The 16035-nt window shown below is 75.7% G+C and carries 12 protein-coding genes; 3 read left to right on the top strand and 9 right to left on the bottom strand.

Annotated features, from left to right (window positions below; translation table 11 throughout):
• Window positions 1-362: 362 nt before the first annotated feature.
• From AC07BF_RS33890 to AC07BF_RS33870, 5 genes are all read right to left on the bottom strand, one after another.
• Complete coding sequence (locus tag AC07BF_RS33890; protein WP_400988676.1) at window positions 363-1685, bottom strand: coiled-coil domain-containing protein; 1323 nt, start codon at window positions 1683-1685, stop codon at window positions 363-365.
• Between the two features lie 266 nt (window positions 1686-1951).
• A complete protein-coding gene (locus tag AC07BF_RS33885) occupies window positions 1952-4492 on the bottom strand; it encodes an SUKH-4 family immunity protein (protein WP_363588385.1) in 2541 nt (846 codons plus the stop codon).
• A gap of 60 nt (window positions 4493-4552) precedes the next feature.
• A complete protein-coding gene (locus AC07BF_RS33880; RefSeq protein WP_363588387.1) occupies window positions 4553-5554 on the bottom strand; it encodes an HNH endonuclease in 1002 nt (333 codons plus the stop codon).
• 104 nt (window positions 5555-5658) lie between these two features.
• On the bottom strand, window positions 5659-6789 hold the full coding sequence (locus tag AC07BF_RS33875; RefSeq protein ID WP_363588389.1) for a DegT/DnrJ/EryC1/StrS family aminotransferase: 1131 nt from the start codon (window positions 6787-6789) through the stop codon (window positions 5659-5661).
• Entirely contained in the window at window positions 6786-7970 is a 1185-nt protein-coding gene (locus tag AC07BF_RS33870; protein ID WP_363588391.1) for a Gfo/Idh/MocA family protein, read from the bottom strand. Before AC07BF_RS33870 ends, AC07BF_RS33875 begins: the two co-directional genes overlap by 4 nt.
• A gap of 380 nt (window positions 7971-8350) precedes the next feature.
• Here AC07BF_RS33870 and AC07BF_RS33865 point away from each other — a divergent pair, with 380 nt between their 5' ends.
• Window positions 8351-8812 (top strand): YwqJ-related putative deaminase, encoded by a 462-nt coding sequence (locus AC07BF_RS33865; protein ID WP_350877742.1) that lies wholly within the window; start codon window positions 8351-8353, stop codon window positions 8810-8812.
• Between the two features lie 83 nt (window positions 8813-8895).
• Window positions 8896-9405 carry an SUKH-3 domain-containing protein gene (locus tag AC07BF_RS33860; RefSeq protein WP_363630194.1) on the top strand — a complete coding sequence of 170 codons (510 nt, stop codon included), beginning with the start codon at window positions 8896-8898 and terminating at the stop codon, window positions 9403-9405.
• Between the two features lie 69 nt (window positions 9406-9474).
• Here the strand turns inward: AC07BF_RS33860 and AC07BF_RS33855 are convergent, their stop codons facing one another.
• Window positions 9475-10743 carry a sensor histidine kinase gene (locus AC07BF_RS33855; protein ID WP_400809463.1) on the bottom strand — a complete coding sequence of 423 codons (1269 nt, stop codon included), beginning with the start codon at window positions 10741-10743 and terminating at the stop codon, window positions 9475-9477.
• A gap of 334 nt (window positions 10744-11077) precedes the next feature.
• On the opposite strand from AC07BF_RS33855, the gene ppc reads away from it, so the two are divergent.
• The gene (gene ppc, locus AC07BF_RS33850; protein ID WP_363588404.1) at window positions 11078-13813 is read left to right on the top strand and encodes a phosphoenolpyruvate carboxylase; all 2736 of its coding nucleotides are present in this window, start codon (window positions 11078-11080) and stop codon (window positions 13811-13813) included.
• A 160-nt stretch (window positions 13814-13973) separates the two neighbouring features.
• On the opposite strand, the gene AC07BF_RS33845 is transcribed toward ppc, so the two are convergent.
• The 3 genes from AC07BF_RS33845 to AC07BF_RS33835 all read right to left on the bottom strand — a co-directional run bounded on the left by AC07BF_RS33845 (window position 13974) and on the right by AC07BF_RS33835 (window position 15704).
• A complete protein-coding gene (locus AC07BF_RS33845; RefSeq protein WP_350877739.1) occupies window positions 13974-14297 on the bottom strand; it encodes a hypothetical protein in 324 nt (107 codons plus the stop codon).
• Window positions 14298-14434: 137 nt separating this feature from the next.
• Complete coding sequence (gene pth / locus AC07BF_RS33840; RefSeq protein WP_063348046.1) at window positions 14435-15013, bottom strand: aminoacyl-tRNA hydrolase; 579 nt, start codon at window positions 15011-15013, stop codon at window positions 14435-14437.
• A gap of 109 nt (window positions 15014-15122) precedes the next feature.
• On the bottom strand, window positions 15123-15704 hold the full coding sequence (locus tag AC07BF_RS33835; RefSeq protein WP_363588396.1) for a 50S ribosomal protein L25/general stress protein Ctc: 582 nt from the start codon (window positions 15702-15704) through the stop codon (window positions 15123-15125).
• Window positions 15705-16035: the final 331 nt, after the last annotated feature.

Below are 16035 nucleotides of genomic sequence, written 5' to 3'. Positions count from 1 at the left end.
GGGGGGGAGCCCCCCCCCAAGCGGAAGAAACCGGGCCCCCCTTTCGGGAGGGCCACCATGGTTCTAGACCCCACCAGTGCCCCCCACCCGCCCGCCCCCCCCCCCCCCCCACCGCCGCCGCCACGGGCGCGGCGACCACCGGCGGGACGGGCCGACGCCGTACGTCATCACCTGGTGCCCCTGGTCGGCGGTGAAGCCGTACCGCTCCTCTTCGGTTCGCCGTCCCGGCCGGCCGCCGGCGCCGGCTGGTCGGCCGCAACGCGCAGGCCCTGGCCGCCCGGTGGGAGCGGTCAGGGCCCAGGACGCGAAGCCCACCCGGGATGATCACGGGCGAGCCGCCGGCGGAGGCGCCGGCGCGGCGGTCAGCGGCGCCGGTAGCTCACCGTGTTCGGGGTGGCGTAGCCGGCACCGTCGTCCACGATGACGATCTTCGGGATGACCCGGGTCTCCTCCTGCGGCTCCTTCTCGGCGCCTTCGCCGTCCCTGTCGGCCTCCGCCGACCGGGGCGGTCCGACCGGCTTCGGCGGCGCCGCGGCCGGCGCGACCGGACCGGTCGCCACCGCCCCGGCGGGCGCCTTGCCGGCGGGCGCGCCGGAACCGCTCGCGGCCCCGGCGACGGCCCCGCCCACCACCGGCATCCGCGGCCCGGCCACCGGCTTCTCCCGCGCCGCCGGTGCGACGGCCTTCCGCAGGTCGGCCACCTCGATCTCGCCGGTGTCCGCCTCCGAGTCCACCGGCGCCGCGTCCACCGGCGCCGCGTCGGCGACCGGCCCCGCGACCGCCGCCGCCAGCCGCTCCGGCTCGATGGCGCCGACCGCCGCGCCGGTGAGCGAGGCCAGCGTGGCCTTGATGTGGTCCAGGTGCTTCTGCACGGTCTCCAGACGGCCGTCGAACTCGCCCTGCTCGCGTTCGCTCGCCGCGTTGATCCGCTCGGCCTCCCGGCGGGCCTGCTCGATCAGCTGGTCGGCCTTGGCCTGGGCGTCGGTCTCCAGCTGCTTGATCCGGCCGAGCACGGTCTCCCGGTGCTGCTCGGCCTCCTTGACCCGGCGCTCGGCGGTCGCGGAGACCTGGGCGTCCTCGGCGTCGGCCTTGGTCTGGGCCTGGGCGAAGGTCTCGTCGGCCTTGCGGCGCAGTTCGGCGAGCGTGGCCTCGGCCTGCTCGCCGGCCTCGGCGGCGGCCACCCGCACCTTGGCGGCGTAGGAGGTGGCGGCGTCCCGGGCGCTGCGGCTCTCCCGGTCGGCCTCGGCCCGGATGCCCTCGGCCTCGGCGCGGGTGCGCTCGTCGGTACGCCGGGCGGCCTGGTCGGCCTCGGAGCGGGTGGTGGCGGCGTACTCCTTGGCGGCGTGGCCGAGGGCCTGGCCGGCCTCGTAGACCTCGTCCCGGAGATCCTCCGAGAAGCGCTCGGCCTTCTCCCGGACGGCGCGCGCCTCGTTCTGGGCCATCACCGCCAGTCCGGCGGCCTGCTCACTGAGCACCTCGTAGTCGGGCTCCGGGGCGTCCTCGGCGGCCCGGCGGATGTCGGCCAGCCGGGCCTCCATCTGCCGGAGCCCGGCGCCGAGGACGCTCAGCCGCTCCCACGCCTCGTCGCGCTGAGCGGTGAGGGCGGTGAGGGCTCGGTCGACCTGCTCGGGCGCGTAACCGCGCCGGGCAGAGGTGAAGCCGTACTCGGGGACGGCGTCGCTCATGGGCTCTTCCCCTCATGTCGCGGGCTGCGGAGCCCATGATCGGACGGAACGGACGGATCCGGAACCGGTTCGGCGGCCAGGGCCGAAATCGGACGCCTGGCGGACCGGAATACGTCGAGGACCGGACGAAAAGACCCATCCTCTTGACCTATTTTGCGCAGATCCGGGCGAAACCCCAACGAGGCACAGCCGGGACGGCATGCCGGAGGGGTCGTTCCAAACACCGGAACGACCCCTCCCCACCTGCGAGGATCCGCGACGACCCGCTACAGCAGGCCGTCCCAGAACTGCTCCAGCAGCACGGCCCACCACGTGTCCGCCGTCTGCAGGGCCGCCGGGTCGATCGCGGCGAGCTGCGCCTGGAAGTCGGTCGTCCAGCGACCGGCCTGGTCCGGGGTCAGCCCGTACCGCAGCCGCCACATCCGGCCCAGCAGGGCCATCGCGCGGACGAACTCCGGTACACCCGTGTTGACGAACCGGGGCGGCTGCCCGGTTCCGTCGACGTCCACGGCGACCACGTTCGCGGTGCCGTACTGGACACAGAGCTGGCGGCCGTAGTCGTTGCCGAGCACCAGGTAGCCGCCGAAGTCCGGGGCCGCGGGCAGACCGCGCTCGGCGGCCAGCTCGGCGAGCGTCGGGATCGGCCGACCCTCCTGCGCCTGCGCCCAGAAAAACGGGCCGAAGTCGCGCGGCAGCCCCGCCCACACCAGGGCCTGCGACACCGGCTCGGGCACGCCCTGACGGGAGACCGCGCGCTGCTCGTAGCGGAACACGTTCTGGCCGAAGGCCGCCCCGAGCTCCTGGGCGAGCTGCTGCGGCGGGGGCGGCGGCAGCGGCTGGACCGTCCCCGGCGCGGGCAGCGGCACCCGGGACGGGCGGACCCGCTGGGCCCCGGAGGCCAGCTGGTGCAGCTCGTCCAGGTGGTCGAGCAGCTCGGCCATGCCGGCCTGCCGGGACGCGTGGTCGCGGCCGTAGGCGGCGGTGTGGGTGAGCCGGACGTTCGGCCAGGACGCGGCGATCATGCGGTTGCAGTAGCCGCCCGGCAGGTCGCACGACTCCAGCTCGGTGTAGAGCTCCAGCACCTGCTCCGGCGGTACGTTCAGCCGCCGCAGGTCCTGGAGGATCTTCCACTCGGGGTGCGGGGTGCCGGGCTCGCTGCGGTGCAGCAGCTTCTGCTCGGAGCCGTCCGGGCCCCGGTAGCTCAGCGCGGCGAAGTAGCCGGGGCCGACCGCCGGCACCCCCGGCGGGACGGCGGCGCCCTGCGGCACGCCGGGCACCGGCGCTGGCGGGACGGCCGGGGCCGCACCGCCCGCGTTCGGGTAGCCGTACCCGGCCGCGGGCGCGGCGGGGGCCGCCGGACCGCCGGGCGGCGGCGGGACGGCGGGGCCGCCGGACGGCGGGGTGCCCGGGTCGGCCGGCACGGCGCCCAGCAGCGCCGGGTCGACCGCCTCGGCCAGCTGGGTCGCCTCGTACGCCGCGCCGGAGGCGGGCGCGGCCGGCGGCACCGGGGCGGGCGCCGGGGCGACGGCCCCGCGCAGGCCCGCCGGAGGCGGGGGCGGCGGGGTCGAACCGGCCGCGCGGCCTCCGGGGCCCGCGGCGGGCACGCCGGCCCCCGGGGTGTGCCGCAGCCCGGCGGGCGGGGGGGGCGGCGGGGCGGAGGCCGAACTGCGGCCGAGCGCGACGCCGTGCGCGCCCGGACCGGACGCGCCACCGCGCAGCGCGGCCGGAGGAGGCGGCGGCGGGGCCGACCCCGGGTTGCGGCCGAGCCCGGCCTGCGGCGGCGCAGTCGGCGCCGGGGCCGCGGGAGCCCCGGGCGCCGAGGCAGCGGGCGGACCGCCCAGGCCGGGCAGGCCGCCGGGCGCGGCGAGCACGGTCGGCGCGTGCTCCACCGGCGCGGCCGGCTGCGGGGCGGCGGCGGGCGGTGCCAGGACGGTCGGCGTCTGCTCCACCCCGCCGGGCGGCCCGGACGGCGCACCCGGCAGGCCCATCAGCCCCGGCACGGTGTCCGGCGACGCGAGCAGCGTCGGCGCCGGCTCGACGGCCGCGGGCGGCGGGACGGCGGAGGGCACGGGCAGCGGGACGACGGCGGGCGGCTGGGCGGCGGGCGGCGGGACCGGCGGCATGCCGTAGCCACCCTCCGGCGGCATCAGCACGGTCGCGGCCTCGGCCCCGGCCGGCGCGGGCGCGTCGGGCACGTCGGAGCCGGTGGTCCGCAGCCCCTCGGGCATCAGGACGGTGGCCGCCTCGGCCCCGGCCGGCGGCACCGGCACGGGGGCCGGGGCCTGCGGCGGGACGGCGAAACCAGCGGGACCGGACGGCACGGCGGGCGCCGCAGCGACCGGCGCGGGCGGCTCGGCCACCGGAGCAACGGCAGCCGGAGCCCCCTGGCCCCCCAGCCGCTCCGCCTCCGCCGCGATCGCCGCGGCCCCCGCCTCCTGCAGCCACTGCGGCGGGCTGAGCAGGAAGGACGTCGCCTCGACCGGCCCTGGCGCGGGCTTCGCCGCCCCCGCCGGGTTGGCCGCGACCGGCCGCCCGTACGCCTCCTCGTACTGCCGGACCACCTCGTTGACGGGCAGCGCGGGCCAGAGCGTGGTCGCGCCGGAGTCCCGGGCGATCACCAGTCGCGCCTCGCCGGCCGACCCGTCCCCCGCCCCCGACGGCCCCGCCGTCCCGTCCCCGGGGGCCACCGCCCAGCAGACGAAGCCCAGGTCGAACTCCCGGACCCGTACCTCGCGCTGCCGCGGCTGCGGCACCCCGCCGTTGATCCACTCCTCGGCGAGCTCCTGCGCCTGCGCGTACGTCACCACGCCCGGTTCACCCCTGCCCTCATCCTCGTCGTCCCCGCTCGTTCCACCGCCGCGGCCACGTCAGTCCACCGGGACGGCCCGGGCGAACCCGCCGTCCACCATCAGCTCCGCGACCGTCTCCAGCTCCGGCGGGCTGCCGGCCAGCCGCAGCAGGAACGCGTCGAAGTCCTCGCCGCAGGGCAGCAGCAGCCGGGCGCAGCGGTCCTCCGGGGCCTCCGGCGCGCCGGTGTCGCGGGCGTCGTCGTACAGGTGGAACCAGACCGAGCCGGCCCGGTCGCCGCGCACCTTGAGCGCGACGATGCCGCCCTGCGCGTAGGCGACGCCCAGGTAGTCCTTGGTGAGGTGGTCGCGCAGGCACTTGTTGGCGTACACGACGTCCTGGGTGCCGTACTCCTCGCTGAGGGTGAGGAAGGGCTGGTCGAGCAGCATGCCGAGCTCGGTGTCCAGCGCCACCCCGACCGGGGCGCGGCCGCCGCCCAGCTTGAGGAAGGTGCGGTAGGCGCCGGGCAGCCGGTAGCCGAGGCGCTCCTCGGCGCGCTGCACCAGGTCCTCGGGGACGCCGATCGGGTCGCCGCCGTCCTTGGCCAGCGAGAAGTGCACGGGCCGGCGCTCCTGCAACGGGCGGGTGCCGCGGCGGGTGTGGTCGGCGGCGGAGGTGGCCAGGCCGGCGTGGTGCCGCAGCAGCGCCTTGACCTCCACCGGGACGAGCTCCATCCGCCGCCAGCCGGGGGCGGCCCGGCCGACCGCGTGGTGCCAGGTCCAGCCGGGCGGGGTGGCGACGGCGGTGTCCAGGTCGGCCCAGAGCGGGTGGCCCTGGGTGAACAGCGCGGCGTTGGCCGACACGTAGTCGGTCAGCCGCAGCTCGTCCACGCCGAAGCCGTCCGGCGGGTCGGCGACCTCGGCCGCGGCGGCGGCGTACGGGCCGAAGTCCGGGTAGCCGTACTCGTCCACCCGGACCCCGGCGGGGTGTCGCTCCGCGCGGACCGGGTCCGGGAACTGCACCACCTGACCTGCGTACGCCGCGTTCGGTGCGGCGGCGACGCCGGGCCGACCTGTCGTCATCTGGGAGCCCCCACTGGCTGCTGCAAATTCTCGAAGCGCTTGCTGGACACCAGCGTAGGGGGTCGTCTCCGGGCCCGGGCCCCCGCCCGGGAGAAGGGGAACCGTCAGAGCCGCTGCCCGAGCGCCCCGGCCAGCACCCCGGCGACCCTGGTCTGCTGCGCCTCGGTGAGATGCGGGTGCAGCGGCAGGCTGAGCAGTTCGCGGGCGGCCCGTTCGGCGACCGGGAACGCCCCCGCGCGGTGGCCGAGGTGACGGAACGCGGGCTGGAGGTGGACCGGGACGGGGTAGTGCACCCCGGCGCCGATCCCGGCGGCGCGCAGCGCGGCGAGGACGGCGTCGCGGTCCCGGCCGGGGCCGATCCGCACCGCGTACAAGTGCCAGACGTGCTCGTTGCCGGGCGCGGTGCGCGGCAGGGTCAGGCCGTCGAGGCCGCCGAGCAGGGCGTCGTAGCGGGCGGCGGCGGCCCGGCGGGCGGCGTTCCAGGCGGGCAGCCGGCGCAGCTTGGCCCGCAGCACGACGGCCTGCAGCGCGTCCATCCGAGAGTTGAAGCCGAACCGCTCGTGCCGGTACTTCTCGCGCGCGCCGTGGTCGCCGATCAGCCGGACGGCGGTGGCGAGTTCGTCGTCGTCGGTGAGCACCGCCCCGGCGTCGCCGTAGCCGCCGAGGTTCTTGCCCGGGTAGAAGCTGGTGGCCGCGATCCGCCCGTAGCCGGTGCGACCGTGCTGCCGGGCGCCCTGGGACTGCGCCGCGTCCTCCACCACCGGCCGTCCGTCGGCCAGCTCCAGCAGCGGCCCCATCGGGGCGAGCTGGCCGTTCAGGTGGACGGGCAGCAGCGCGACCGCGCCGGGCAGCGCCCCGGCGGCCCGCTCGGGGTCGATCAGCAGGTGCGCCGGGTCGGCGTCGACCAGTACCGGGCGCAGCCCGGCCCGCTGTACGGCCCCGGCGGTGGCGACGAAGGTGTTGGCGGGCAGCACGACGCCGCCGCCGGGCGGCAGGTCGAGGGCGCGCAGGGCGAGTTCGAGGGCGTCGGTGCCGTTGCCGGCGCCCACGCAGTGCCGGGCGCCGGTGAAGTCGGCGTACTCCCGCTCGAAGCCGTCCACTTCGGGGCCCTTGACGTAGCCGCCGGAGGCGAGCACCCGGTCGAAGCCGGCCCGGACCTCGGCCGCGACCTCGGCGTGCGCGGCCGCCAGGTCGACCAGCGGGATCGGGTCGACCGGCGGGATGCCGGCGCTCACCGGGTGGCCGCCCGGTCCCCGGACCCCACCGGGACGGTGGCACCGCCGAGTTCGAGGCTGAGCGAGGCCGCCTCCAGCAGCTGGAGCACCCGCACCCCGGCCCGGCCGTCGGTGAGCGGGGCCCGGCGCTCGGTGATCGCGGCGGCGAACTCGGCCATCACGTTGCGCAGCGCCTCCTGCTCGACCAGCGCGGGCGCGACCATCTCGCCGACCCGGTAGGAGATCAGCGCCCGGTGCCGGATCGCGTCGGTCAGCTGGTCGGGCGGGGTGAGGTCGACGCCGCGGTCGTGCACGGCCAGCCGGGCCTGCGGGTTGAGGTCGTCCCAGACCAGGGTGCGCCGGGAGCCGCCGATCAGCGTGGTGCGGACCTTCGTCGGGGAGAGCCAGTTGACGTGGCAGTGGGCCAGCGCGCCGTTGCTCAGCCGGACCGTCAGGTACGCCACGCAGGCCCGGCCGGCGCCGATCGGGTCGGCGCCCTGGGCGGACACCCCGACCGGTTCGACGCCGGGCGGCAGCACGAAGTCGAGGATCGACAGGTCGTGCGGGGCGAGGTCCCACAGCACGTCCACGTCGGGCTGCACCAGGCCGAGGTTGATCCGCACCGAGTCGAAGAACTGGACGTCGCCGATCTCGCCGCCGTGCACCAGCTCGCGGATCCGGCGCACCACCGGGGTGTAGCAGAAGGTGTGGTCGCACATCAGCACCAGCCCGCTGCGCTCGGCCAGGTCGACGAGTTCGGCGGCCTCGGCGGCGGAGGTGGTGATCGGCTTCTCCACCAGCACGTGCTTGCCGGCCTCCAGCGCGGCCCGCACCAGCCGGTAGTGCGCGGCCGCGGGCGTGGCCACCGCGACGGCCCCGACCCGTTCGTCGTCGAGCACCCGCCGGTAGGAGCCGGTCGCCCGGACGGTGCTGTACTCCCCCAGCACGGTACGGGCCTTGGCCTCGTCCAGGTCGCACAGCCAGTGCAGCCGCAGCGCCGGGGTGTCCTGCGCGTTGCGGACCAGCTTCGGGCCCCAGTAGCCGGCCCCGACCACGGCGAGGCCCACCGGGCGTTCCGGCGCCGGCCGGGGCGGTTCGCCCGGCGTGGGCACGTGCCCGCCGGGCGCCTGGTTGGCGGCCTGCGCGTCCCAGGCCCCCGACCGCTGCCGTGGTCCGTTCCGACCGGGCTGCTCCGACGTCATCCACGAGCCCCTTCGCTCCGCCGCCGGGGCGGGCGCGGGCCCACCCCGGCGGCCCCAACGTCCGGCGCGGGCAGCGGGTCCGGGCCCGTCCGCGCGTCCGCGGACGGTCGGCCGGATCCCCTTCGGCCTCGCTGCCGGAACGGTACCGGCCGTGCCCCCGGCCCGGGGGTGGTTTCGGGAAATCGGCGGACAAGTCGTGACGACGGTGTGCGGATCCGGCCCCGGTCCGGCGAGGATCGGGTGACGGCCCGGCCGGTCCCGCACGGTCGTTCGTCCGCCCCCGCACCCCGGTTGTGCGGATGTCGGTGTCGTTTGACAGGCTTGCCCCGGACCGTCCCACCGGTCCTTCCGTCAGCGGGAACAGAGGAGGAGGACGACGCATGACCACCGGTGAGCCCGCGGGCCCGCCCGTGCTGCGCCACCACCGCGACAGCCTGCTGCCCGCCGTCGCCGCCGCCCTGTCGCTCAAGGGCGGCGAGGTGCACACCCTGGCCGGGGACAAGGACGCCCGACGGCCGGTCCTGCACCCGCTGGTCGGCGAGTTCCTGGACACGCTGCCCGTCGAGGCGCGCGAGCGGTTCACCGGCCGCTGCCCGGAGGCCGTCCTGCTCTCCCAGCACCTGGCCGCGGTCGACGGCCGGCGCTCCAAGCGCGCCGCCCGCAAGCCGATGACCCTGCACGAGGCCCGCAAGGCGCTCAAGGGCTCCCGGATGACGACCGTTCGCATCCGGGAGGAGGGCGACCCGGCGCACGGCACCCACGCCCCGCCGTGCCGTTCCTGCGCGCCGATGCTGGAGCACTTCACCGTGCAGAGCGTCGCCGTCGGGCCGCCCGCGCCCTGACCGCGCCCTCGTACGCCCCCTGTCCCCGAGCCCTGGAGTCCGCCCTGAACCCGCCCAGCCCGCCCCCGCCACCGCCGGCCACCCTGTCCGCCGCCCCCGCCGGGCGGGTTCGCCCGCGCTTCCCCGCCGACGTCGCCGCCGAGCTCAAGGCGGCCGGCTGGCACCCCGGCCGCTGGCAGATACGGCAGGCCGAGGAATGGGCCGACGCCCTGGTCGGGTACGGCGGGCCGTCCGGCCTGCGGCACGCGGTGTTCCCGGCGGCGGTGGAGGCCTGGGCCGAGTTCGGCGGCCTCGCCTTCGACCTGGCCGGCCCGGGCCGCCAACTGGCCCGCACCCCGTTCCTGATCGACCCGCTGTGCGGGCTGCACCAGCCGCGCACCCTGCTCGACCTCGGCCGCGCCCTGGGCACCCAGCTCGCCCCGCTCGGCGAGGAGGCGTACGGGCAGGCGCTGCTGGCCGTCGACGAGGAGGGCCGGGTCTACAGCCTGGACCACACCGGCGAGTGGTTCCTCGGGCACGGCATCGACCAGGCCGTCACCACCCTGGTCCTGGGCACCGCCCCGGAGCGGCTGCGCACCGCCGACGGATCCTGACGGCGGCCCGGCGGGCCCCGGGGCGGTCCGCCGACGCGCCCTGACCGCCGGGCCGGGCCTGGCGGCGCGTCACCGCAGCCGTTCGGCCCGGACCGCCAGCCGGGACGGCAGCACCGCCTCGACCCGGAACCCGCCGTCCGCCTCCGGCCCGGAGGAGAAGGTGCCGCCCAGCGCGATCACCCGCTCCCGCATCCCGACCAGTCCGTTGCCGCCGCTGGGCAGCTTCGCCGCGCCCCCGCCGCCGCCCGGGCAGGCATTCACCACGCTCACCCGCACCCCGTTGGGCGCGTACGCGAGCAGGACGGACACCTGTGCGCCGCCCGCGTGCTTGTGCGCGTTGGTCAGACCCTCCTGGACGACGCGGTAGGCGGTCTGCTCGGCCTCGCCGGTGAACTCCTGCCGACTGCCGCTGACGGTCAGCGTCACCGCCATGCCGGCCGCCCGGGACTGGTCGACCAGCCGGGGCAGCCCGGCCAGCGAGTCCGGCTCCGGCTGGCGCTCGTCGTCCATCCGCAGCACGCCGAGGATCTCCCGCAGCTCGTTCAGCGCCTGCCGCCCGACCTCGCCCATCAGCTTGGCGCTCTGCGCGGCCTTCTCCGGGTCCTTGGCGACGATCCGTTCCAGCGCCCCGGCGTGCACCACCATCAGGGACACCCGGTGCGCCACCACGTCGTGCATCTCCCGGGCGATCCGGGTGCGCTCCTCCAGCCGGGCCCGGCGGGCGCGCTCCTGGGCCTGCTCGGCCAGCAGGTCCAGTTCGGTCTCCAGGCCGTGCGCGCGGTCCTTGAGCGAGTCGATCAGCCGCCGCCGCGCGCCCACGTACAGTCCGGTGACCACCGGCGGGACGGTCAGGCCGACGGAGACCAGCACCGCGATCAGCACCTGGCCCCAGAGCGGCGGCTGCTCCACCGCCGTGTCGCCGGGCGTCAGCATCGACACCATCATCACGGCGACGGTCTCGGCGAAGGCCAGTGCGGACAGCGCCACCACCCGCCAGCGCCGGGTGGGCCACTCCCAGGTCGCCGCCAGCGTGTACAGCGACACCACCAGCAGCAGGACGCCGAGCATCCCCGGCATCGCCACCAGGGTCACCAGCACCGGTACGGCCGGCCAGCGGCGGCGCAGCACCAGCGAACCGCCCGCCACCACGCCGAGCAGCGAGATGCCGGCCACCCCGGCGGCGTCCAGGTGCACCCGGCCGGAGAGGAAGGCGATCGCGCTGAGCGCGCACTCCAGCGCGGCGAGCACCGCCAGCCCGATGTCCAGGAAGGCGCTGCGAGGCCGCTCCCACCACCAGAACGACCGGACCGGCGCGCGCTCCCCAGGCGACTTGCTCATGGCCGACAGCCTAAGCGGCAACCCCCTCCCCTCCCCACCGGGATTGCCCCCGACACCTCGCCGCACCCTCAAGTGGTCCAGACCACATGCGGCCTGCGACGTCACTGTCCGCCATCCGGCCACCTCGCGGACAGCGACCGCCCCGACACCTATGCTGGTCGCGTCGGACAGCGCGGTCCGCACGCGTCACACCCGCCACACGCGGGCGGACCTGTGACGATGAGCCGTTGCCGAACCCCACCACCACAGGGAGCCAGCCGTGACCGCTCCGGTCCCCACCCCGGCGGACAGCCCCAATGTCCACGCCACCGGCCCAGTTGCCGACAACGCGGCCCTGCGTGCGGACATCCGCCGCCTCGGCGACCTGCTCGGCGAGACGCTGGTCCGCCAGGAAGGCCCCCAGCTACTGGGCCTGGTCGAACAGGTCCGCCTGCTCAGCCGCACCGACGGCGAGGCCACCGCCGAACTCCTCTCCGACATCGACCTGGACACCGCCGCCAAGCTGGTCCGGGCCTTCTCCACCTACTTCCACCTCGCCAACGTCACCGAACAGGTGCACCGCGGCCGCGAGTTCGCCACCCGCCGCGCCCGGGAGGGCTCGCTGCTCGCCCAGACCGCCGACCAGCTCGCCGAGGCCGACCCCAAGCACCTCGAGAACACCCTGGCCCACCTCGCGGTCCGGCCGGTCTTCACCGCCCACCCCACCGAGGCCGCCCGCCGCAGCGTCCTCAACAAGCTGCGCCGCATCGGCGAACTCCTCGACCGCATCCACCGCGAGGAGATCGCCGCCGGCCTCTCCCAGGCCGACCCGGCCCGCACCAGCAGCGCCCGCCGCCAGGCCGACCGCCGCCTCGCCGAGGTCATCGACCTGCTCTGGCAGACCGACGAGCTGCGCATCGCCCGCCCCGAGCCCACCGACGAGGCCCGCAACGCCGTCTACTACCTGGACGAGCTCTACCGCGACGCCGTCCCCCAGGTCCTGGAGGAACTGCACGAAGAGCTCGGCCGGGTCGGCCTGACCCTGCCCGACGGCGTCCGCCCGCTCACCTTCGGCACCTGGATCGGCGGCGACCGCGACGGCAACCCCAACGTGACCCCGCAGGTCACCTGGGACGTCCTCAACCTCCAGCACGAGTACGGCATCAAGGACGCCCTGGCCGCCGTCGACGACCTGCGCAGCACCCTCTCCACCTCCGAGCGGCTGGCCGGCGCCTCGGTCGAACTGCTCGCCTCGCTCAACACCGACCTGCACCAGCTCCCCGAGCTCAGCCCCCGCTACAAGCGGATGAACGCCGAGGAGCCCTACCGCCTCAAGGCCACCTGCGTCCGGCTCAAGCTGGAGAACACCCGCGAGCGGCTCGCCCAGGGCACCCCGCACGTCGAGGGCCGCGACTACCTCGGCACCCGCGAGCTGATCACCGACCTGCGGCTCATCCAGGACTCCCTGCGCTCCCACCGCGGCGAGCTGATCGCCGACGGCCGCCTCGCCCGCGCCATCCGCACCATCGAGGCCTTCGGCCTCCAGCTCGCCACCATGGACGTCCGCGAGCACGCCGAGGCCCACCACCACGCCCTCGGCCAGCTCTTCGACCGCCTCGGCGAGGAGGCCTGGCGCTACGCCGACATGCCCCGCGAGTACCGGCAGAAGCTGCTCGCCAAGGAGCTCCGCTCGCGCCGCCCGCTCGCCCCCACCCCGGCCCCGCTGGACGCCGCCGGCACCAAGACCCTCGGCGTCTTCAACACCATCCGCGAGGGCTTCGAGCGCTTCGGCGACGAGATCGTCGAGAGCTACATCATCTCCATGTGCCAGGGCGCCGACGACGTCTTCGCCGCCACCGTCCTGGCCCGCGAGGCCGGCCTGATCGACCTGCACGGCGGCATCGCCAAGATCGGCATCGTGCCGCTGCTGGAGACCACCGAGGAACTCCAGAAGGCCGACCTCATCCTCGACGAGATGCTGTCCGACCCCTCCTACCGGCTGCTCGTCTCGCTGCGCGGCGACGTCCAGGAGGTCATGCTCGGCTACTCCGACTCCTCCAAGTTCGGCGGCATCACCACCTCCCAGTGGGAGATCCACCGCGCCCAGCGCCGGCTGCGCGACGTCGCCCACCGCTACGGCATCCGGCTGCGCCTGTTCCACGGCCGCGGCGGCACCGTCGGCCGCGGCGGCGGCCCCTCCCACGAGGCCATCCTGGCCCAGCCCTGGGGCACCCTGGAGGGCGAGATCAAGGTCACCGAGCAGGGCGAGGTCATCTCCGACAAGTACCTGCTCCCCTCCCTCGCCCGGGAGAACCTGGAGCTGACCATCTCCGCCACCCTCTCCGCCTCCGCGCTGCACACCGCCCCGCGCCAGGCCCCCGAGGAACTGGCCCGCTGGGACGCCGCGATGGACCAGGTCTCCGCGGCCGCCCACACCGCCTACCGCGCCCTGGTCGAGCAGGACGACCTGCCGAAGTACTTCTTCGCCGCCACCCCGGTCGACCAGCTCGCCTCGCTGCACCTGGGCTCCCGCCCGTCCCGCCGCCCCGACTCCGGCGCCGGCCTCGACGGCCTGCGGGCCATCCCGTGGGTCTTCGGCTGGACCCAGTCCCGCCAGATCGTCCCCGGATGGTACGGCGTCGGCTCCGGCCTCGCCGCCGCCCGCGCGGCCGGCCTCGGCGGCGTGCTCGACGAGATGCACGGCCAGTGGCACTTCTTCCGCAACTTCCTGTCCAACGTCGCCATGACGCTGGCCAAGACCGACCTGCGGATCGCCCGCCACTACGTCGAGCAGCTGGTGCCCGCCGAACTGCACCACGTCTTCGACCAGATCGTCGCCGAGCACGACCTCACCCTGCGCGAGGTGCTCCGGCTCACCGGCGAGGGCGAACTGCTGGAGCACAACCCGGTGCTCAAGCAGACCTTCACCGTCCGCGACGCCTACCTCGACCCGATCTCCTACCTCCAGGTCGCGCTGCTGCGCCGCCAGCGCGATGAGGTCGCCACCGGCCGCCACGAGGACCCGCTGCGCGCCCGCGCGCTGCTGCTGACCGTCAACGGCATCGCCGCCGGCCTGCGCAACACCGGCTGACGCCACCGCGCGTACGGGACGGGGCCGCCGTCCGCCCTCCGGGGTGGGCGGCGGCCCCGTCCCGTACCGGAAGGGTTCGGGGCACGCGAAAGGGCCGGCGCCCGTGGGCACCGGCCCGGTGTCGTGCTCATCGCCCGGGCGGCCAGGCCCCGGACACGGCCTACTCGCCCGGCTCGCCCGCGCGCCGGCGCTTCAGCCACAGCGCGGCGCCGCCGGCCGCGACCACCAGGCCGCCGCCGACCGCCAGCAGCCCGGCGTCCGTGCCCATCGAGTCACCGAGCAGCGGCCCGAACTGCGCCGCCGCGGGATCCGCGGAGACGCCCGGATCCGGCTCGGCCACCGCGTCCGCGTGCGCCACCGCGCCGCCCGAGAGCAGCACCCCGGCCGCCCCCAGCGCACCGGCCGTGCCGACCCGCCGTCCGAACTGCTTCAGTCGGACCACCCGGAGCCGCCGCAGTCGGCGGACCGGACGAAAACCCCGCATCGAGAACTCCCCAGGACTCGTTCGCGTACCAGGCCGACGCTATCCGATCCCGCACAGGGTTCTCACACGGATTCAGGTTTGGACCGTCAAGCGTTGTACGACTGTTGCGTAACACCACTCCCGGACTTGATGGAGCGTCAGGAGTTGTAGGTGCCCTGCGCCCGCTCCAACCCCTCGGACAGCAGCGCCTCCACCGCGTCCGCCGAGCGGTCCACGAACCACTCCAGTTCCTTGCGCTCGGCGCCGGAGAAGTCCTTCAGCACGAAGTCCGCGACCTCCATCCGGCCCGGCGGCCGACCGATCCCGCACCGCACCCGGTAGTAGTCCGGCCCCAGCGACTTGGTGATCGACTTCAGCCCGTTGTGGCCGTTGTCCCCGCCGCCCAGCTTGAGGCGCAGCGCCGCGTAGTCGATGTCCAGCTCGTCGTGGACGGCGACCAGCGCCGAGGCCGGCGCCTTGTAGAAGTCCCGCAGCGCCGTCACCGGCCCGCCGGAGAGGTTCATGAACGACATCGGCTTGGCCAGCACCACCCGGCGGCCGGACAGCCGTCCTTCGGCCACCTGCGCCCGGCTCTTGTGCGCCTTGAACTTCGCGCCCATCCGCTGCGCCAGCAGGTCCACCACCATGAACCCGATGTTGTGCCGGTTCCGGGCGTACTGCTCGCCCGGGTTGCCCAGCCCCACCACCAGCCAGGGGCCCTCGTACTCGTCCGCCATGCCCTCTCTCCTCCTGTGCGCGCTCTACGTCATCTTCCCGGACACACCGCTGCCCCGGCCGCTCCGAGGGGAGCGACCGGGGCAGCGGTCACAGCTGGTGGGGCGAGGCTCAGGCCTCGGCGCCCTCGGCCTCGGCGGCCTCGGCCGGGGCGGCCTGGGCACCGATGACCTGCAGCACGACGGCGTCGGCGTCGACGGCCAGGGTGACGCCGGCCGGCAGGGCGATGTCCTTGGCGAGGATGGAGGCACCGGACTCCAGGCCCTCGACCGAGACGGTGACCGACTCGGGCAGGTGGGTGGCCTCGGCCTCGATCGGCAGCGCGTTGAGGACGTGCTCCAGCAGGTTGCCGCCGGGGGCCAGCTCGCCCTCGGTGAGGACCGGGATCTCGACGGTGACCTTCTCGCCGCGCTTGACCAGCAGCAGGTCGACGTGCTCGATGGTGCGCTTGATGGCCTCGCGCTGCACGGCCTTGGGCAGCACGTACTCGTCCTTGCCCTCGATCGGCACGACCAGCAGGGCGTTCGGGGTCTTGAGCGCCATCATCAGGTCGTGGCTCGGCAGGTTCAGGTGAACCGGGGCGTGGCCGTGGCCGTAGACGACACCGGGGACGAAGCCGGCACGGCGGGCGCGACGGGCGGCACCCTTGCCGAACTCGGAACGGGTCTCAGCGGCGATGCGGATCTCGGACACGACTGCACTCCTCGGGAAGACTGGCGCGGGGGTGCAGGCAACGCGAAAAACCGCCGGGGCCACACCCTCAGTACGTTCGGGGGTCACTCGGCGGTAACGGCCTCTGCCGACGGACGGAAATCCGACACCGGCAGCGCGTCGATCACGGAGCGGGCACCCGGCGAGCAGGCACACGGCATCCCTCGCCGAGCAGTTTCACGAGTCTAACCGCATGAACGGCCTCCCGTGAAATCGGCGGGGGGGGGGGGGGGGGGGGGGGGGGGGGGGGGGGGGGGGGGGGGGGGGGGGGGGGGGGGGGGGGGGGGGGGGGGGGGGGGGGGGGGGGAGGGGG

The sequence above is a fragment of the Kitasatospora sp. NPDC043950 genome, assembly GCF_056435345.1.
This window is presented reverse-complemented; position numbering and strand designations above follow the sequence as displayed.